The sequence below is a fragment of the Micromonospora noduli genome (assembly GCF_003264365.1).
Lineage (GTDB): Bacteria > Actinomycetota > Actinomycetes > Mycobacteriales > Micromonosporaceae > Micromonospora > Micromonospora noduli.
This window is the reverse complement of sequence record NZ_PYAK01000025.1, coordinates 47,217-64,277: the sequence shown is the minus strand read 5'-3', so window position 1 is coordinate 64,277 and position 17,061 is coordinate 47,217. Positions and strand designations below refer to the sequence as shown.

Annotated in this window: 19 protein-coding genes; 12 read left to right on the top strand and 7 right to left on the bottom strand. The window is 71.6% G+C overall.

All coding sequences use genetic code 11. The annotated features are described in order from the left end of the window. Positions 1-30: 30 nt before the first annotated feature. From GUI43_RS19675 to GUI43_RS19655, 5 genes are all read left to right on the top strand, one after another. A complete protein-coding gene (locus GUI43_RS19675; protein WP_112585996.1) occupies positions 31-513 on the top strand; it encodes a hypothetical protein in 483 nt (160 codons plus the stop codon). Positions 514-679: 166 nt separating this feature from the next. After that, positions 680-994, top strand: coding sequence for a 50S ribosomal protein L21 (gene rplU, locus GUI43_RS19670; protein ID WP_007464063.1), 315 nt, complete (start codon positions 680-682; stop codon positions 992-994). Between the two features lie 11 nt (positions 995-1,005). After that, positions 1,006-1,260, top strand: a complete 255-nt coding sequence (gene rpmA / locus GUI43_RS19665; protein ID WP_030491740.1) for a 50S ribosomal protein L27 — start codon at positions 1,006-1,008, stop codon at positions 1,258-1,260. A gap of 95 nt (positions 1,261-1,355) precedes the next feature. Beyond that, a complete protein-coding gene (gene obgE, locus GUI43_RS19660; protein ID WP_112585995.1) occupies positions 1,356-2,822 on the top strand; it encodes a GTPase ObgE in 1,467 nt (488 codons plus the stop codon). A 70-nt stretch (positions 2,823-2,892) separates the two neighbouring features. After that, complete coding sequence (locus tag GUI43_RS19655; protein ID WP_112586030.1) at positions 2,893-3,342, top strand: GNAT family N-acetyltransferase; 450 nt, start codon at positions 2,893-2,895, stop codon at positions 3,340-3,342. Positions 3,343-3,371: 29 nt separating this feature from the next. Here GUI43_RS19655 and GUI43_RS19650 read toward each other — a convergent pair whose 3' ends face one another. Continuing rightward, a complete protein-coding gene (locus GUI43_RS19650) occupies positions 3,372-4,031 on the bottom strand; it encodes a DUF6766 family protein (protein ID WP_091409920.1) in 660 nt (219 codons plus the stop codon). Positions 4,032-4,097: 66 nt separating this feature from the next. Next, positions 4,098-4,589, bottom strand: coding sequence for a DUF4383 domain-containing protein (locus GUI43_RS19645; RefSeq protein ID WP_112585990.1), 492 nt, complete (start codon positions 4,587-4,589; stop codon positions 4,098-4,100). Positions 4,590-4,818: 229 nt separating this feature from the next. Here GUI43_RS19645 and GUI43_RS19640 point away from each other — a divergent pair, with 229 nt between their 5' ends. Genes GUI43_RS19640 through GUI43_RS19630 form a run of 3 tightly spaced genes read left to right on the top strand, consistent with a single transcriptional unit; the run spans position 4,819 to position 6,777 of the window. Then, positions 4,819-5,664, top strand: a complete 846-nt coding sequence (locus tag GUI43_RS19640) for a hypothetical protein (RefSeq protein WP_112699476.1) — start codon at positions 4,819-4,821, stop codon at positions 5,662-5,664. Between the two features lie 31 nt (positions 5,665-5,695). Then, complete coding sequence (locus GUI43_RS19635) at positions 5,696-6,163, top strand: phage holin family protein (protein ID WP_112699475.1); 468 nt, start codon at positions 5,696-5,698, stop codon at positions 6,161-6,163. Beyond that, the gene (locus tag GUI43_RS19630) at positions 6,160-6,777 is read left to right on the top strand and encodes a DUF3618 domain-containing protein (RefSeq protein WP_112585984.1); all 618 of its coding nucleotides are present in this window, start codon (positions 6,160-6,162) and stop codon (positions 6,775-6,777) included. The genes GUI43_RS19635 and GUI43_RS19630 overlap by 4 nt, the downstream gene beginning before the upstream one ends. 106 nt (positions 6,778-6,883) lie before the next feature. Here GUI43_RS19630 and GUI43_RS19625 read toward each other — a convergent pair whose 3' ends face one another. Next, positions 6,884-7,954 (bottom strand): glycosyltransferase family 2 protein, encoded by a 1,071-nt coding sequence (locus GUI43_RS19625; protein ID WP_112604359.1) that lies wholly within the window; start codon positions 7,952-7,954, stop codon positions 6,884-6,886. A gap of 157 nt (positions 7,955-8,111) precedes the next feature. On the opposite strand from GUI43_RS19625, the gene GUI43_RS19620 reads away from it, so the two are divergent. Next, the gene (locus GUI43_RS19620) at positions 8,112-8,750 is read left to right on the top strand and encodes an SRPBCC family protein (RefSeq protein ID WP_112699474.1); all 639 of its coding nucleotides are present in this window, start codon (positions 8,112-8,114) and stop codon (positions 8,748-8,750) included. After that, positions 8,747-9,916, top strand: coding sequence for a zinc-dependent alcohol dehydrogenase (locus tag GUI43_RS19615; protein WP_112588322.1), 1,170 nt, complete (start codon positions 8,747-8,749; stop codon positions 9,914-9,916). Before GUI43_RS19620 ends, GUI43_RS19615 begins: the two co-directional genes overlap by 4 nt. Positions 9,917-9,964: 48 nt before the next feature. On the opposite strand, the gene GUI43_RS19610 is transcribed toward GUI43_RS19615, so the two are convergent. Next, positions 9,965-11,212: a cytochrome P450 gene (locus tag GUI43_RS19610; protein ID WP_112699473.1), complete on the bottom strand. Its 1,248-nt coding sequence runs from the start codon at positions 11,210-11,212 to the stop codon at positions 9,965-9,967. 147 nt (positions 11,213-11,359) lie between these two features. Between GUI43_RS19610 and GUI43_RS19605 the strand changes: the two genes are divergently transcribed. After that, entirely contained in the window at positions 11,360-11,767 is a 408-nt protein-coding gene (locus tag GUI43_RS19605) for a hypothetical protein (RefSeq protein ID WP_112699472.1), read from the top strand. Positions 11,768-11,887: 120 nt separating this feature from the next. Here the strand turns inward: GUI43_RS19605 and GUI43_RS19600 are convergent, their stop codons facing one another. Beyond that, complete coding sequence (locus tag GUI43_RS19600) at positions 11,888-12,106, bottom strand: DUF397 domain-containing protein (protein ID WP_030336536.1); 219 nt, start codon at positions 12,104-12,106, stop codon at positions 11,888-11,890. Between the two features lie 69 nt (positions 12,107-12,175). On the opposite strand from GUI43_RS19600, the gene pepN reads away from it, so the two are divergent. Beyond that, the gene (pepN, locus tag GUI43_RS19595) at positions 12,176-14,692 is read left to right on the top strand and encodes an aminopeptidase N (protein WP_112604320.1); all 2,517 of its coding nucleotides are present in this window, start codon (positions 12,176-12,178) and stop codon (positions 14,690-14,692) included. 118 nt (positions 14,693-14,810) lie between these two features. On the opposite strand, the gene GUI43_RS19590 is transcribed toward pepN, so the two are convergent. Continuing rightward, positions 14,811-16,016 carry an FAD-dependent oxidoreductase gene (locus tag GUI43_RS19590; RefSeq protein WP_112699471.1) on the bottom strand — a complete coding sequence of 402 codons (1,206 nt, stop codon included), beginning with the start codon at positions 16,014-16,016 and terminating at the stop codon, positions 14,811-14,813. 186 nt (positions 16,017-16,202) lie between these two features. Further along, entirely contained in the window at positions 16,203-16,946 is a 744-nt protein-coding gene (locus GUI43_RS19585; RefSeq protein ID WP_112699470.1) for a PadR family transcriptional regulator, read from the bottom strand. Positions 16,947-17,061: the final 115 nt, after the last annotated feature.

Below are 17,061 nucleotides of genomic sequence, written 5' to 3'. Positions count from 1 at the left end.
CGATCGGCCGTCCCAGGTCAGGAGAAGAAGATGCGCCGTCTGCTCGCCGTCACCGTCCTGCTCACCATGCTCTCCGGCGCGACCGGCTGCTCCACCGGTGGGACGGCCGAGGGCGCAGGCTCGGCGGCCGCTGGCACCCCTCCCGGCCCGACCGGCATGCCGGCCAGCGGTGGTGTGGCGGGCGGCAACGCCACCCAGGTCTGCGCCGCGGCGCAGGAGGCAAGCACCACTGCCGTCCGGACGTACGTGGCTGAGCTGGGCCAGATGCTCGCGGCGGTGGGCGCCGGGGACAGCCGCACGGCCGAGGCCGCCCGGGGACGGGCCGAGGCGGCGCTGGCGAACTGGCGGACCGTGCTGCGGGAGCAGTCCGAGCGGACCGACGATCCGCAGCTCAAGACGCTGCTCACCGACCTCGGCGCCGAGGTTTCCGCGCTCGGTGCCGACGTCGGGTCGATCGACGAGACCGAACTCGACCGCCTTCAGCAGCGCCTCGACCAGCTCTGCGCGCGCTGACCAGGGCGGGCCGGTTTGGGGTCCGGGCCAGCGATGGCGTACTCTTGCCTGCGGCCCACCTTTGGTGTGCCGAGTTCCCGTGTGCCCGCGCCGCCGTGCACTGCTACCCGGCGAGCCGCTGCGGGAACGACCGCCAGCAGCCTCAACGACAGGGAGTCCGCCTCCGATGTACGCGATCGTCAAGACCGGCGGCAAGCAGTACAAGGTCGCCGAGGGCGACGTGATCGAGGTCGAGAAGCTCACCGGTGCCCCCGGTGACGCGGTGAAGCTCACCGCGGTGCTCCTCGTCGACGGTGACGACCTGGTGACCGACGCGGCGAAGCTTGCCGAGGTCGCGGTGTCCGGCGAAATCGCCGCGCACACCAAGGGCCCGAAGATCCGGATCCACAAGTTCAAGAACAAGACTGGCTACCACAAGCGCCAGGGTCACCGCCAGCCGTTGACCCAGGTCAAGGTGACCGGCATCTCCAGCGGGAAGTAGGTCGTCCTCCAATGGCTCACAAAAAGGGTGCGTCCAGCTCGCGTAACGGTCGTGACTCCGCGGCCCAGCGACTCGGCGTGAAGCGCTTCGGTGGTCAGGTCGTCAGCGCCGGTGAGATCATCATCCGGCAGCGTGGCACCAAGTTCCACCCCGGTGACCTGGTCGGCCGTGGCGGCGACGACACGCTGTTCGCGCTGTCCGCCGGTTCGGTCCTGTTCGGCACCAAGCGCGGTCGCAAGACCGTCAGCATCGTTCCGCAGCAGTAGTTCTCGGGCTAAGCGGGCCGCGGACCTCCGGGTCCCGGCCCGCTTAGCCTTTTTCGCGAAGTGCGAGGTCGAGCCTCGCTGGAAGGATTGACGCCGTGGCAACGTTCGTTGACCGGGTCGTTCTGCATCTGCAGGCCGGCGATGGCGGGCACGGTTGTGCCTCGATCCACCGCGAGAAGTTCAAGCCCTTCGGCGGGCCCGACGGCGGCAACGGTGGGCACGGGGGCAGCGTGTCCCTGGTGGTCGACCCGCAGGTGACCACGCTGCTCGACTTCCACTTCCACCCGCACGTCAAGGCCGACAACGGCAAGGGTGGCGCCGGCTCGAACCGGGACGGGGCCAACGGCCACAACCTGGTGCTCAAGGTGCCCAACGGCACAGTGGTGCAGACCTCCGACGGCACCGTGCTGGCCGACATGGTCGGCGCCGGCACGACCTTCGAGGTCGCCCGCGGCGGGCGCGGCGGGCGGGGCAACGCCTCGCTGGCCAACGCCAAGCGCAAGGCGCCCGGCTTCGCCGAGCTGGGGGAGCCCGGCGACCAACTGGACATCGTGCTGGAGCTGAAGAGCGTCGCCGATGTGGGCCTGGTGGGCTTCCCGTCCGCCGGCAAGTCGTCGCTGATCTCGGTGATCTCCGCCGCGAAGCCGAAGATCGCCGACTACCCGTTCACCACCCTGGTGCCCAACCTCGGCGTGGTCCGGATGGACAACCACACCTTCACCGTCGCGGACGTGCCGGGCCTGATCCCCGGCGCGGCCACCGGTAAGGGCCTGGGCCTGGAGTTCCTGCGGCACATCGAGCGCTGCGCCGTGCTGGTGCACGTCATCGACTCGGCGACCCTGGAGCCCGGCCGTGACCCGGTGGCCGACATCGACGCCATCGAGGCCGAGCTGAGCCAGTACGGCGGCCTGACCGACCGCCCGCGGCTGGTCGCCATCAACAAGATCGACGTGCCGGACGGCCGCGACCTCGCCGAGATCGTGCGCCCCGATCTGGAGGAGCGCGGTTACCAGGTGTTCGAGGTCTCCGCGGCCACCCGGGAAGGGCTCAAGGAGCTGACCTACGCGATGGCCGAGCTGGTCGACGCAGAGCGTAAGGCCGCTCCGCCCGCCGAGCCGACCCGGATCGTGATCCGCCCGATCGCCGTGGACGACGACGGTTTCACCATCACGGCCGAGGCGGACGGCTCGTTCACGGTGCGCGGTGTGCGGCCGGAACGCTGGGTCAAGCAGACCAACTTCGACAACGACGAGGCGGTCGGCTACCTGGCTGACCGGCTGGCCCGGCTCGGGGTGGAGGACAAGCTGGCCAAGGCCGGCGCCCAGCCCGGTGACCTGGTCCGGATCGGCGCGCGCGAGTTCGACTGGCAGCCGACGCTCTTCGCCGGTGTGGACTTCGTACCCGGCAACCGGGGCACCGACGTCCGCCTGGAGGAGAAGTCGAACCGGGCCTCCGCCGCGGATCGGCTCGCCGCCCGGAAGGCTCGCCGGGTGCGCTCGGCCGACGATTTGGGCGCGGACGCGTCCGACGACGACATCGACGACGAGGACGACGCCGAGTAGTCCGTTGCGGTCCGTGGTGGGGTTGATTTCCGGAAACCTCCCCGAAATCCACGCGTCCTAGCGTGGGGTGATGCTGATCGAGTCCCGGCCTGCCACCGATCCGGAGATCGCCGCCCTGGTCATCGCGCAGCAGCGTGAGCTGCGCGAGGCCGATGGGGGGTTGGACGGGCAGGTCTTCGTCCCCCACGACGACGTCCGCTACCTGGCGGTGGTGGTGAACGGTCGGGCGGTCGCCTGCGGCGGACTCCAGTCGCTCGATGCCGAGACCGGCGAGGTCAAGCGGATGTACGTCCGGCCCGCGTACCGGGGGCGGGGGATCGGTCGCCAGTTGCTCGCCGCGCTGGAGGAGTGCGCGTTCCGGCAGGGGCACTCGGTCGTCTGCCTGGAGACGGGCACCTACCTGCCGGCCGCTGTCGCCCTGTACACCGCGTGTGGCTACCAGCGGATCCCGGTCTACGGCGAGTACGTGGGCAACCCGTACAGCGTCTGTTTCGCCAAGCGGTTGCCGGTCGCGGCCTGACGGCCGCGGCGTCGCCGCCGCTTCGCGTTTCAGGCGCCGGTGCTGGCGTGCTCGACGGTCACCGGCTTCGACTCCGGCGAGGCGTGCTGGCGCAGCACGATGCTCAGCAGGATCAGCGCGCCGACCGCGAGAAACTCGCTCTGCCAGTTCTGCATGGACTGGAACCAGAAGTCGCTGGTGCCGAGGAACTCCCACACCCCGATCGGCGGCGCCCCGCTCTGGAGCGCCTGCTCCTGGTTGTACGCGGCGGTGCCACCGAGCAGGTGACCGACGAACGAACCGGCGAAGATCAGCAGCAGGGCGAGGGAGAGGCTGTTCCGGTAGATCACCAACGGCAGGCCGCCGACGCGCACCGGCCAGGGTGACTGCGGGGTCGCCCGGCGCTCGTCGTCCTCCGGTCGGTCGGTCTGGTCCATCGGCTTCGACTCGGCCGAGCCCCGCTGGACCAGGTACGCGGTGAGCAGCACGTACCCGCCCATCTGGAGGAACTCGGACTCCCAGTTCTCGAAGACCGACTCGGCGAAGTGCCCACTGGTCAGGTACGCCGGCCAGCTCAGCGGCGCGGCCCCGAACTCGGTCAGCTCCTCATTGTGGGTCTGCCACCCGAAGACGCTCTGCAACACCAGAAAGACCAGGAACGCCCCCAGCATGGCGACGGCCAGGGCGTTGTCACGTAGCCAACGAGGCATGGTCGTACCTCCTTCGCCGGTCGATTTACCCCTGCGGGCGTGACCGCGAAACCACAAAAGTCCAGTTCACTGCCGGTCGGCGGGGCTGTCCAGGCGTCCGCCGGTGCCGGCCTGGTTCGACAGCAGCAGCCCGAGCGCGAGCATCCCGAAGCCGAGCGCGAGGTGCAGCCAGTTGTCGGCGTCGTTGACCGGCAGGATGTTCGCCCCGGCCTCCGGGTTGACCGCCTCGATCGCCAGGCCGTACAGCCAGAGAGCAAGGTAGGTCGCGCCACCGGCGGCCAGGAAGACGCGGGCACCGGCGACGCTGCGGGCCAGCACCAGGCCGGCCAACCCGAAGAGCAGGTGCACCGCGTTGTGCAGGATCGACACCTGGAACAGCCCGAGCAGGTTGGCGTCCGAGTGGTGCCCGGCGAACCGCAGCTCGCCGTACTCGGTGGTGATGCCGGGGATGAAGCCGAGGACGCCGATCAACAGGAAGACCCCGGCCACTACCAGTGCGGCCAACTGGACCCGGGGTCGTGGGCCGGCCGCTCGGCCGCCTCGTGCGTCTCGTGCCATCGCTGCCCCCTCCGTGGATCTACCGGCCTCGCGAACCTCACTGTCCGCAGCGGCGACGTGACGCAGCCCGACGATCCTCCATTTTGAAGACCAACCGGTGGGCCGCGCAGATAAATGCACGAAGAGGTATGGAAGCCAGAACGGAGGGTAGGTGAATGGTCAGCGGCGGCGGCAACGCGTCGCATCCCCCCAGCACAACCGCTACGACTTTCTGAGCGGAAGGGAAATCATGACTTACGATCTTTCACCCACGTCTTCCACGTACGGGCAGCAGTCGACCAACGGCGGTGGCGTCCGCGACCAGGCGCGCCAGGTCGGGTCGGAGGCCGCGCAGGCAGGTGGTGCGGTCGCCCAGACCGCCAAGGAGCAGGGCACCGAGGTCGGCCGTGAGGCGGCCCGGCAGGCCCGCAACCTGTACGGCGAGGCCCGCAGCCAGCTCGCCAGCCAGACCGGTGAGCAGCAGCGCCGAGCCGCCGGTGGGCTGCGTTCGCTGGCCGACGAGATGCGCTCGATGGCCGAGCAGGGTGGCCAGGCCGGCCCGGTGACCGAGCTGGCCCGCCAGGCCGCCGACCGGGTGCAGGGCGTCGCCGGTTGGCTTGAGCAGCGCGAGCCCGGCGACCTGATCACCGAGGTACGCGACTACGCGCGGCGTAACCCGGGCACCTTCCTGGTCGGCGCGGCGGTGCTCGGTGTGCTGGCCGGCCGGCTGACCCGTGGCATCTCGGCCGCCGGCGACGACTCCGGCAACGGTTCCTCGACCTTCCGGGGCGCCGGAGCGTACGACCCGGAGCAGACCGCCGTGATCCCGACGCAGCCGCCGGCGGCCCGCGCGGTGCCGGACGCCGTTCCGCCGGGCGGCTACCTCGACCCGACCCCCGGTACGCACACCCCGCCGACGTCCGGTGGCTACACCGACCAGACGCCCGGTACCTACGCCGACCCGGCGCCCGGCGGCTCCGTCGAGCCGGGCCAGGGCGAGTACCCGGAGCACTCCGGCACCGGCCAGCCGCTGCCGCCGGTGACCCAGACCGACCCGCTGCCGGGCGTGCCGTCCAGCGGTAGCCCTCGCCCGTGAGCCGCCGAGTCATCCGAAGGGAGGCGACGGCATGAGCATGCCGACGCAGGGGTCCGGACTGGACTCCGGTTACCACCCCGACGCGGGTGCCCCGCACACCGCGTCGGAGGTGAAGGGCAGCTCGCTGGGTGACCTGATGCGTCAGGTCACCACGGACCTGTCGACGCTGATGCGTCAGGAGGTTGAGCTGGCCAAGGCCGAGATCCGCCAGGAGGGCAAGAAGGCCGGTAAGGCCGCGGGCCTCTTCGGCGGTGCCGGCTTCGGCGGCTACATGGTGGCCCTCTTCGTGTCCATCGCCATCTGGCAGTTCCTGGACAACGTCATGGACTCCGGCCTGGCCGCGCTGATCGTGGCTGTGATCTGGGCCGCGGTCGCCGCGGTCCTCTACTCGAAGGCCAAGAAGAACGCCCAGCACGTACGCGGGCTCCAGCAGACCAACGACAGCGTGCAGCGGATCCCCGACGCGCTCAAGCCGCACCCGGAGGGAGTCACCCGATGAGCACCGATCCCGATCAGATCCGCCGGGAGATCGAAGCCACCCGTAACAGTCTCAGCTCCGATGTGGATGCGTTGGCGTACAAGGTCAGCCCGAGCCGCATCGTCGACGACCGTAAGCAGCGGGCCCGTTCCGCTCTGCAGAATGTGAGGGACAAGGTCATGGGAACCGCGTCTGACCTCGGCCACGGCACCGGCCAGGCCGCCCACTCGGTGGGTGACCGCGCCTCGTCGGCGGCCTCCAGCGTCAGCGACGCCGCGCACTCGGCGGCGACCACTGTCAGCGATGCCGCGCAGAGCGCGCCGCGGGTGATCCGGCAGAAGTCCCAGGGCAACCCTCTCGCCGCCGGCCTGATCGCGTTCGGGGTCGGCTGGCTGGCCTCGTCGCTGATCCCGGCCTCCCGCCGCGAGCAGCAGGCCGCCACCCAGGTGAAGGCCAAGGTCAGCGAGCACAGCGGGGCCGTGAAGGAGAAGCTGGGCGAGGTGGCCGGCGAGCTGCGCGAGCCGGCCCAGCAGGCCGCCGAGTCGGTGAAGTCCACCGCTCAGGACGCCGTGCACGCGGTCAAGGACGACACGAAGTCCGCCGCCCACCAGGTAAAGGACCACGCCACTCCCTGACCCCACCCCCAACCAGCGCGACAGCTCGCGGTCACCCTCTGGTGCCCGCGAGCTGTCGCGTTGGGGTCAGCGCGATCTTGCGGTACTCGGCTGGAGTTCTGTGGGCCTACCGGCGGTTTCGTCCCAACCGAAAGTGCAAGATCGCGGGGAGCCGTGGGTTGCGCGGGGCGGGGTTGGCGGCTCGGCGGATTCGGGTGTCGCCGTAGCGGACACCGCCCAGCAGGAGGCGTTGGGTGACCGCCAGCCAGCCGCACACACCGCGTTCCAGCAGCCAGAGTGGGGCCGCCAGTGCCGTGGCCGGCGGAAACACCCGGGTGCCGCCGGCGCGGCGGCGACCCGTCTCGGCCAGGGCGACGACCCCGGCCGCCGCGCCGAGCAGCAGCCTGGGGCGGCGCGACGCGACCGCCGCCGCCAGCGCCGGCAGTACCGCGAGCGCGATCAGCAGGCGAGCCGGCTGAGCCAGATCGTCGTACGCCTGTCGGACCCGTTGACCACGGAAATGCGCGGCTTCCGGAGGCAGCCGGCGGACGTACAGCCAGGCCGGGGCGGCCTCGGTGCCGCCGTACCCGCGCACCGTGCGGATCAGCTCCAGGTTCTCGAAGAGCACGTCCGGGTCGTACCCGCCCATGGCGAGGAAGGTGCTGCGCCGCACGGCAAGGGTGCCCGGGTAGTCCGCTCCGAGCGCCCGGTTGAGCAGCGTGCGGCCGGTGTCCCACCAGGCGTGCCAGGGCAGCGGGTCGAAGTAGTTCTGCGGTCGTACCACGTCGGCCCGGCCCAGCAACCGGTGTACCGCGCTCAGCGCGGACTCGTCGTACCGGACGTCGTCGTCGGCGATCACCACGTGCTCGTGGCCGGCGGCGCGGACGCCGGTGTGTACGCCCAGCACCTTGCCGTTGAGCCCACGCTCACTCGGATCCGGTGGGAGGTGCCGGACCAGCCCCCGCCACGCCTCGGCGTGCCGGGCGAAGATGTCCGGAGGTGAGCCGTCGACCACGAGCACCTCCGCCCGGTGACCGAGCCAGCGCAGGTAGTCGGTCAGCTCGGCCAGGCCGCTGTCGGTGTGCCAGCGCAGCGGCAGCACGTACGTCATCGGTAGCCGGACCGGCGACGTGCCGGCGCCCTCGGGCGCGACCTCCCACCGGCGGGTGGCGTCTTCAGTAGGGCTGAACGAGGACATGGCAACTCCGTGGCGGACAGGGTCGCGGTCGGTGTTGAGCAGCATCTGCCCGCATTTCCGTCGATCAAACAGCGGGTCGTTTCGACTGCCGGACCCCGGGTAGCGCTGCCCTAAGAGCTGTCCATGCCCGGTTGTCCGGGTGGAGGAGATAGACGTGATGACCAACAACGGAACCAGGTGGGCGCTTCTCGGCGTCACCGCGGCGACGGCGGTCGGCGTGGGGCGGGCGGCGGCCCGCCGTCGGCATCGGCATCAGCCGGAGCGACAGGACGGTTGGTACGTGGTGCGTCGCGGGGTGACAGTGGACCGGTCCCGGGACGAGGTGATCGGCTTCTGGACCGACCGCGAACGGCTGGACCGCGCGCTGGCCGGGTGGGCCACGTTGCAGCAGCTCGACGAGCGGCGTTGGCGGTGCGTGGCCCGCGACCGGGCCGGCGGTGAGACGCAGTGGCAGGCCGAGATCACCGTTGAGGGGACGGGCACCCTGATGTGGCGGGTCGAGGACGGGCCGATGCCGCAGCTGGGACGGATCGAGCTGACCGAAGCACCCCAGGGCCGGGGCACGGAGATCCGGGCCGAGCTGCGCTACCGCTCCGGTCCGGTGCGTCGGTTGGCTGGCCTGGTCAGCGGCGACGAGCCGGACCTGGCGCTGCGGGACGCGCTGCGGCGGGTGAAGGCGCTGATCGAGTGTGGCCAGGTGGTGGACACCCGGGAAGACCCGTCCGGCCGGAGCCCCGCCCAGGAGAAGGCGACCGACAAGGTGCGGGAGAAGCTGATGACGGGAGGACGGGCGTGAGGGCGCTCTGCTGGGAAGGCGTCGGCAAGCTGGCCGTCCGGGACGTGCCGGAGCCCCAGATCCGCGCCGAGGGGGACATCATCGTCCGGGTCCGGGCCAGCAGCGTCTGCGGCTCCGACCTGCACCTGATCAACGGGTACCTGCCGGCGATGCGGGAGGGGGACATCCTCGGCCACGAGTTCATGGGCGAGGTGGTGGAGACCGGGCCCGGCGTACGGCGGCACCGGGTCGGCGACCGGGTGGTGGTGGGGTCGGTGGTCGCCTGCGGTGGCTGTTGGTACTGCCGGACCGAGCAGTACTCGCTCTGCGACAACTCCAATCCGCAACCGGTGTTCACCGAGAAGCTGTGGGGGCACTCGCCGGCCGGCATCCTGGGCTACTCGCACGCCGCCGGCGGCTACTCGGGATCACACGCCGAGTACATCAGGGTGCCGTTCGGCGACATCGGCGCCTTCGCCGTACCCGACGGGGTGCCGGACGACTCGGTGGTGTTCGCCTCCGACGCGATGCCCACCGGGTGGATGGCGGCGGACTTCTGCGGGCTCACCGGTGGCGAGGTGGTGGCCGTCTGGGGTGCTGGGGGCGTTGGTCAGATGGCGGCCCGTTCGGCGCAACTCCTGGGCGCCGAGCGGGTCATCATGATCGACCGATTCCCGGATCGGCTCAGGACCGCCACCGAACGGATCGGGGTCGAGACGATCAACTACGCGGAGACCGACGTGCTGGAGGCGCTGCGGGAGCTGACCGCCGGGCGCGGGCCGGACGCCTGCATCGAGGCCGTCGGAATGGAGTCGCACGACGTCGGACCGACCTACGCGTACGACCGGGTGAAGCAGGCGGCGCGGTTGCAGACCGACCGCCCGACCTCGGTCCGCCAGGCGATCATGGCGTGCCGCAAGGGCGGCACGGTGAGCATCGTCGGTGTGTACGCCGGCCTGGTCGACAAGTTTCCGCTTGGCGCGGCCATGAACAAGGCCCTGGTGCTGCGGATGGGGCAGATGCACGCGCAGCGCTACATCCCGATGTTGCTTGACCGGCTCGCCGCCGGCGAGATCGACCCTGGTTATCTGGCCACCCACCCGCTCTCCCTGGAGCAGGGCGCCCAGGGGTACGAGCTGTTCGAGAAGAAGGAGGACGGCTGTCTGCGCAGCGTTCTGCATCCCTGACGGCTGGGCGTACCCGCCTCGCCGGTCGCTGCGATCGGGCGGGGCGGGTCAGCCGGCGCGGCGGACGTTGATGATTGTCAGCCCGAGGGGCGGCAGCGCGGGCATCCGGTGCAGATCCAGGGCCAGGTTCTGAACGGGGACGTCGTAGCGCATGGTGGTGACGAGGTTGGTGACTGCCCGCTTCATCAGGTCGATGGTGATCCACTCGCCGGCGCAGCGGTGCCCGGCCCAGTGGTCGCCGCCCCCCTGTGGGATCAGTTCGAACGGGTCCACCCGGCGGCCGGCGAACCGCTCCGGGCGAAACAGCTCCGGTTGCGGCCAGAGCGTCGGGTGGTGGTTGGTGCCGTAGAGGTCGAGCAGCACCCGCCGGCCGCGCGGAAAGTGGTGGCCCTGCCAGTCGAAGGACCGCCGGACCCGGGCCGCCGCGATCGGAAAGAACGGGTAGTAGCGGCGTACTTCCTGGACGAACTGCTCGGTGGCCTCGTCGTCGTCGCGGACGCGTTCCCGCCAGGCCGGATGGTCGTGCAGGGCGAGCGCGGCGAAGGTCATGTACTGGTCGACGGCGACCACCGGGCGCAGCACGTTGAGCAGCTCCACTGCCGCGATCCGCCGGGGGAGGAGGTTGCCGCGCACGTCCCGGTGTTCGGCGATCACGGCGAGGGCGGTGCCGGCCGGCGCCGGGGCGAAACCGACCCGGGTCCGTTCGATGAGGTCGGCGAGCCAGTGCTCGGCGCGGTACCGGGCCAGCCGTCCCCTCCAGTGCCGGGGTCCCAGCACGGCCGGAGCCTCGATCATGGCGTGCAGCTCGACGGCGCGGCGCTCGACCTGTGACGCGGGCAGCGGCACCCCGGCCCAGGCACAGACCACCCGGGTCAGCATTCGGCCCAGCTCGTCGTAGAGCGACACCGGTCCGGCGCCCTCCCAGGCGGCGACCCGGGCCCGCCACTCGTCGTCGAAGAGCTGGCCGAGCCGCTGGATCGCCGCCGGTGTCATGATCGACATGAACATGGCCTTGCGGTCGGAGTGCTCCGGCCCGTCCAGCCCCTGCACCCCGCCCCGCCCGGTCAGGGTTCGCTGCACCCGCAGCGGCATCGCTGTGGCGCGTTGGAAGCGGTCATTGTCGTAGAACAGCTCCGCCGCCGGCCGGCCGCGCAGGCAGATGGTCGGGGCGAGCAGGATCCGGGTCTTGAAGACGTCGCTGCCGTACCGCTCGCAGCGCTCGCCGATGAACCGGTAACCGGCGCGGAGCAGCGCGAGGGTGCTGTCCGGGCTGCGGTCGGCCGGCATGGTCGCCATCGGGTCTCCTCACGCGCAGGTGCGGCTGGTCGCCGTTTGCCGGTGCGCTTACCCCCGTCCACGCCGCTGAACCCCGCCCGGCTGGCCCCTCCCAGGGGCGGCGGAACCTGGTTTGCTGCTGGTGGGGACGAGCACGGGGAGGGCGGAATGCGCGACAACACATCACCGCACTGGCGGCAGCGGCGAGCGGCCGGGGCACTCGGCGGAGGCCGCGACGGACGGTCACTGATCGGGCCGCCGCGGCGGCCCACCCGTCCGCACCGGTTCTTCACAGTGCACCTGGGCTTCACCGCGCCCGGCCCGGCCGAGGCCCGCGAGCTGGCCGTGGCGTACGCGGAGGCGCTGAGCCTGCTCCGCTCGGAGGTGGCACTCGGTGCGGCGGCAGTGTCACCGGCGGATGCCTGGCAGCGGGCCGAGCGGCTGTTCTGCGGCGCGGTCGGCCCGGACGGCGAACGCTGCGTCGACGTGGCCGACCATCCGGGCTTCCACCACGCCCCGGGCCCAGGTGGCCTCGGCTGGGGCGACGGCGACGGCGACGGCCCCGGCCGTGGTTGACCACCAGCCCCGGGTGGCCGATCCGGGGGTGCGCCGGCCGACCCGCCAGCGTGGCCGTGCCGGTGTCCCGACCACGGGCACCGGCACGGCGATCCACCACCGACGGGTCGTCGGGCACTGTCAGTCCAGGTCGAACTCGCCGTCCTGCGCGCCGGCCACGAAGGCGTCCCACTCGGCCTGGGTGAAGACCAGCACGGGCCCGTCCGGCTCGGCCGAGTTGCGCATCCCGATCAGATCGTCGACGAAGGCGACCTCGACGGCGCTGTCGGAGGTGTCCCCCTCGGCCCGCTGCCAGACCGCCCGAGAGAGGTCGAAGTCGCCCTTGGGGTGCTGCGCCATGGTTCTTTCCTCCAGTGCCGAGGGTCGTGTGGTGACCGGGTGCCGATCCCCATCGGGCAGGATAAGCGGATGCCGAGCCTGACCCGTGTAGAGGCGACCGCGCGTGGCGCGGCGATTACCGTCGAGTCCTATCAGGTGGACCTGGACCTGACCGGTGACGGCGACCTGTTCCGCTCCCGCGTCCAGATCCGGTTCCGAGCCACCGCCGGCGCCGCGACCTTCGTCGAGGTCAAGCCCGCCAAACTGCGCGGTGTACGCCTCAACGACAGCGACCTGGACCCCGGCCTGCTCACCGACAACCGGCTGCCGCTCGACGACCTGGCCGAGGAGAACACGCTCGTCGTCGAGGCCGAGATGGCGTACTCCAGGACGGGGGAGGGGATGCACCGCTTCGTCGACCCGGCCGACGGCGAGACCTACCTCTACGCCCAGTCCTTCCTCGACAACGCGCCGCGCATCTTCGCCGCCTTCGACCAGCCCGACCTCAAGGCCCCGTTCACGCTCTCGGTCACCGCGCCGCCGCAGTGGATCGTCGCAGGCAACGCCGAGCTGGCCGCCAACCCGGCACCCGGGCGCTGGGAGTTCGCCCCGAGCGAGCCCCTGGCCACGTACTTCTTCTCGCTGATCGCCGGGCCGTACCACGTCCGGCGGGCCGAGCACGACGGCGTACCGCTGGGCATCTACTGCCGTCGGTCGCTCGCCGAGCACCTGGACGCCGACGCCGAGGAAATCTTCACCATCACCCGGCAGTGCCTGGACCGGTTCCACCAGCTCTTCACCGAACGCTACCCGTTCGGCAAGTACGACCAGGCGTTCGTGCCCGAGTTCAACGCCGGCGCGATGGAGAACCCGGGCCTGGTCACCTTCCGCGACGACTACGTGTTCCGTTCGGCGGTCACCGACACCCAGCGCGAGCAGCGGGCCGGCACCATCGCCCACGAGATGGCCCACATGTGGTTCGGTGACCTGGTCACCATGCGCTGGTGGGACGACCTGTGGTTGAACGAGTCCTTCGCCGAGTACCTCGGCACCCGGGTCACCGCCGAGGCGACCCGCTTCGATCAGGCCTGGACCACCTTTGCCATGCGGCGCAAGGCCTGGGGTTACGCCGCCGACCAGCGGCCCTCCACCCACCCGATCGCTCCACAGGAGGTCGTCGACGCCGAGGCGGGCCTGCTCAACTTCGACGGCATCTCGTACGCCAAGGGCGCCAGCGTGCTGCGGCAGCTGGTCGCGTGGCTCGGCGACGAGGCATTCCTCGCCGGCCTGAACGCGCACTTCGCCGGACACCGCTTCGGCAACGCCACCCTTGCCGATCTGCTGGCCAGCCTCTCCGCCAGCAGCGGGCGGGACCTGTCCGACTGGGCCGAGCTGTGGTTGCGCCGCCCGCAGGTCAACACGCTGCGTGCCGAGGTCGCCGTCGACGCCGAGGGCCGCTACACCGAGGTGGCAGTGGTGCAGACCGCGCCCGAGTCGTACCCGGTGCTGCGCCCACACCGGATCGGCGTGGGCCGCTACTCGTTGGACGGCACCGGGCGACGCGACGAGGTAGACATCGACCCGAACGCCGACGGAGGCCGCACCCTGCTCGGTGCGTTGACCGGCGAGCCGGCGGCCCGGTTGTTGCTGCTCAACGACGGCGACCTCACCTTCGCGAAGGTACGCCTCGACCCGGCGTCGGCGGACGCCGTCCCGCAGGTGCTGCCCGGTCTGGCCGACCCGCTGGCACGAGCTGTGCTCTGGCGCGAGGCACTGGACGCGGTGACCGACGGCGAACGGCCGGTCAACGGCCTGATCGACCTGATGGCCGCCGCGCTTCCCACCGAGACCGAGGTGATCATCGCGGAGGACGTGCTGACGCTCAGCCGGTCCCTGGTCGACCGTTACCTCGACCCGCTGGCCCGCTCCACGGCGCTGGCCAGGGTCGCGGGGACGTGCCAGCGGCTGCTCGACGGCGCGCCGGCCGGTGAGTCGCTGCAGCTCGCCGCCGCACGCGGCTGGATCGCCGCGACCACCGACGCCGATCTGCTCGTCGGTTGGCTCGCCGGCCGGGACGTGCCGGCCGGTCTGAAGGTCGACGCGGAGCTGCGCTGGGCGGTGCTGCGTCGCCTGGTGGTGCTGGGCGCCGCCGGCGAGGCGGAGATCGCTATCGAGGCCGCCGCCGACAACAGCTCCACTGGCGCGGAACGAGCGGCCCACTGCCGGGCGGCCCTGCCCGACCCGGTGACGAAGCAGGCGACCTGGGAGATCATCGTGGGGGACACCGAGCTGTCCGGTCGGCTGCTGGAGGCGATCACCGAGGGGTTCTGGCAACCCGAACAGGCCGACCTGACCGCCGCGTACGTCGATCGGTACTTCGCGGAGATGCCGGCCGCCGCGCACCGCCGTACCCCCTGGACGGCCGACCGGGTTGCCGCCCTGGCGTTCCCCCGCTACGCCGTGGCGCAGCCCACCCGGGAGGCGGCCGCAGCCCTGCTGTCCCGCGACGACCTGACCCCCGGCCTGCGCCGGGCGGTGACCGACGCCGACGACGACCTGCGTCGCGCGCTGGTCGCCCGGACGGCGGTGGCCGCCGCCTCGGCCTGACCGCTGAGCAGCGCGGGCTGACGCCGTGGGGTGGCCGGCGCGGGCTGACCCGGCGCGGGCTGACCCGGCGCGGGCGGGCCGCTGCGGGGTGGCTGGCCGGCCACCCCGCAGCCACAGCTCAGCGCAGGGCGGGCTCCGCCGTGACCGGCGCGTCCCAGTCGATGACGTAGCGCTGCTCGTCGGCGACGGTCTTCTCCGGGTCCAGCACCGTGCGCACCATCAGCGGCATCAGCAACGGCATCAGCGTCCGCGCGACCGCACCGGGGGCCTTCGCGTGGTTGATCCGGGCCGCGCGGGCCGCGACCTTCTCCACCCGGGTACGACGCAGCCGCACGTACGCGGCGAACGCCGCCTCGACGTCCGGCAGGTCGCGCAGGCAGCGGGCGAGTTGCACAGCGCTCTCGATGGCCAACGACGCACCCTGCCCCGAACTGTTCGACGGTGCGTGCGCCGCGTCGCCGACCAGCACCATCCGGCCCCGATACCAGTGCGGCACGGGCGGCATGATCTGCAATGACCCGACCACCTGGAGATCGTCGGCGTTGCTGGTCGCTACCAGCTCCCGGCCCGGGTCGTCGTCGCCGTAGGTGGCGCGCAGCGTGTCCAACCACTGCTCCGCCGGCACAGCCCGGGCCTCGACGAGGCTCATCGGCCGCTGCTGCGGCAGGTTGGCCCCCCAGCGGGTGCCGCCGCCGGGCTCCGGCCAGTACAGGTAGTAGCCGCGCCGACCGAACGCGAACGTCATCGTGCCCGGCTCGGCGTCGACCTCGTGGCGGGCGACCGCCTCGACGCCGAGCAGCCCGGTGAACCGGGGACCGGGCGCGGCCGGGTCGATGAGGCCCCGGACCGTGGAGCGGATCCCGTCCGCGCCGACCAGGATGTCCGCGGTCGCCGTGCTGCCGTCCTCGAAACGTGCGGTCACGCCGTCGCCGGTCTGCTCGGCATCGACCAGCCGCTTGCCGTACGCGAACGGCACGCCCTCGGCGAATGCCTGGTCGTGCAGCACCTGGTACAGCTCGGCCCGGTGCACCACGTGCAGCGGTGGCACCCCGGTCAGCGTGGGCATGTCGATGCGGCGGCGGCCGACGGCCAGAGCGCTGCGGTCGATCGGTGTGGCGATCGCCGTCACCGCCTCGTGCGCGCCGACCGTACGCAGAGCCGCCACGCCGTTGGGCGCGAGGGCGAGGGTGCCGCCGATGCCGCTGGCCGTGGTCGGGTACGCCTCGTAGACGGTTGCGGTGATGCCGGCGCGGCGCAGCGCGAGCGCTGTCACCGGCCCGGCGATGCCACCGCCGATGACGATCGCGGTTCGTACCGTGGTCATGCTCTCTCCCTGGGTGTGGTCGGTGCGCGGGCGCGCGGACCTGGTGTGGTCGGTGCGCGTGGGCGCGGACCTGGGAGGGAGCCCGGTTATCCTCGTGGTTGCCGCTTCGGGCCGGGTGCCTTCCCAGGTGTCGGTTCGGGGTCAGGGCCCCGGTGAGGTGTTGGCGCACCTCGCCGGGGCCGCTCTTCAGCCGGTGGCGTCGGCTCTCCGGCTGCCGCTGGCGGGGCGTTCGGAGCTGTCGGGGCTTGCCTCCGGGGTGTGGGTGGTTGGGGTGTCGGGGTTGGCCTTCGGGGTGCTGCTTTTCTCGGCCAACTCGGTCAGCTCGGCCGGCATCTCGCCGGTCTCGTGGAAGGTCCGCCAGGTGTCCAACCCCGGGTAGCTGCCCGAGGTCAGCTCGGCGAGCAGCGCCCGCAGCCAGGCCGCCTCCGCGTCGCGCATGGCGAGGTCGTACTCCGACTCGACCAGGAACAGTCGCGGGATCTCCCGCAGGTGCGCGTCGAGCGCTTCGCGGTCCTGGCGGATCGCGGCCTCCAGCAGATCGAGCCGTTGCCGCAGCAGGGCGGTGGCCTCGTCCGGGTGCAGCGCGGCGAGCACGGACAACCCGGCCCGGAAACGGGGATGCTCCGCCATCGGGGTGGAGACCAGCTCGCGGGCCCAGTCGACCAGCTCCGCCCGCCCCGCGTCGGTGATCCGGTAGACGGTGCGTTCCGGGCGTCGGCCCTCGCGCACGCTCTCCACCGCCTCGATCAGGTGGTGTTTGTCCAGGTTGCCGATCACCGTGTAGAAGGACCCCCACTTGAACTCCATGTCCTGGTCCTTGCCCCAGGCACGTAGTGCGGTGGCGATCTCGTACGGGTGCATCGGCCGTTGGACCAGCGCGGACAGCACGGCCAGCGCCAGCAGATTGCCGACCTTGCGCCGCTTCGGCACGATGACCCCCTCGCTCGTCGACGGTTACTCGTCAACGAATATACGCCGACGGGCGGAATGCTGCGACCCCTACGTGCGGCGCTCTGCGGGCGGCGCATGGCCCGGCAGTTGAGTT

Bases quoted from the DNA above. Each gene is read 5' to 3' on its own strand.
- GUI43_RS19675 (WP_112585996.1), top strand. From the start codon at position 31: ATGCGCCGTCTGCTCGCCGTCACCGTCCTGCTCACCATGCTCTCCGGC.
- rplU (WP_007464063.1), top strand. From the start codon at position 680: ATGTACGCGATCGTCAAGACCGGCGGCAAGCAGTACAAGGTCGCCGAG.
- rpmA (WP_030491740.1), top strand. From the start codon at position 1,006: ATGGCTCACAAAAAGGGTGCGTCCAGCTCGCGTAACGGTCGTGACTCC.
- GUI43_RS19655 (WP_112586030.1), top strand. From the start codon at position 2,893: ATGCTGATCGAGTCCCGGCCTGCCACCGATCCGGAGATCGCCGCCCTG.
- GUI43_RS19650 (WP_091409920.1), bottom strand. From the start codon at position 4,031: ATGCCTCGTTGGCTACGTGACAACGCCCTGGCCGTCGCCATGCTGGGG.
- GUI43_RS19645 (WP_112585990.1), bottom strand. From the start codon at position 4,589: ATGGCACGAGACGCACGAGGCGGCCGAGCGGCCGGCCCACGACCCCGG.
- GUI43_RS19640 (WP_112699476.1), top strand. From the start codon at position 4,819: ATGACTTACGATCTTTCACCCACGTCTTCCACGTACGGGCAGCAGTCG.
- GUI43_RS19635 (WP_112699475.1), top strand. From the start codon at position 5,696: ATGAGCATGCCGACGCAGGGGTCCGGACTGGACTCCGGTTACCACCCC.
- GUI43_RS19630 (WP_112585984.1), top strand. From the start codon at position 6,160: ATGAGCACCGATCCCGATCAGATCCGCCGGGAGATCGAAGCCACCCGT.
- GUI43_RS19625 (WP_112604359.1), bottom strand. From the start codon at position 7,954: ATGTCCTCGTTCAGCCCTACTGAAGACGCCACCCGCCGGTGGGAGGTC.
- GUI43_RS19620 (WP_112699474.1), top strand. From the start codon at position 8,112: ATGACCAACAACGGAACCAGGTGGGCGCTTCTCGGCGTCACCGCGGCG.
- GUI43_RS19610 (WP_112699473.1), bottom strand. From the start codon at position 11,212: ATGGCGACCATGCCGGCCGACCGCAGCCCGGACAGCACCCTCGCGCTG.
- GUI43_RS19605 (WP_112699472.1), top strand. From the start codon at position 11,360: ATGCGCGACAACACATCACCGCACTGGCGGCAGCGGCGAGCGGCCGGG.
- GUI43_RS19600 (WP_030336536.1), bottom strand. From the start codon at position 12,106: ATGGCGCAGCACCCCAAGGGCGACTTCGACCTCTCTCGGGCGGTCTGG.
- pepN (WP_112604320.1), top strand. From the start codon at position 12,176: ATGCCGAGCCTGACCCGTGTAGAGGCGACCGCGCGTGGCGCGGCGATT.
- GUI43_RS19590 (WP_112699471.1), bottom strand. From the start codon at position 16,016: ATGACCACGGTACGAACCGCGATCGTCATCGGCGGTGGCATCGCCGGG.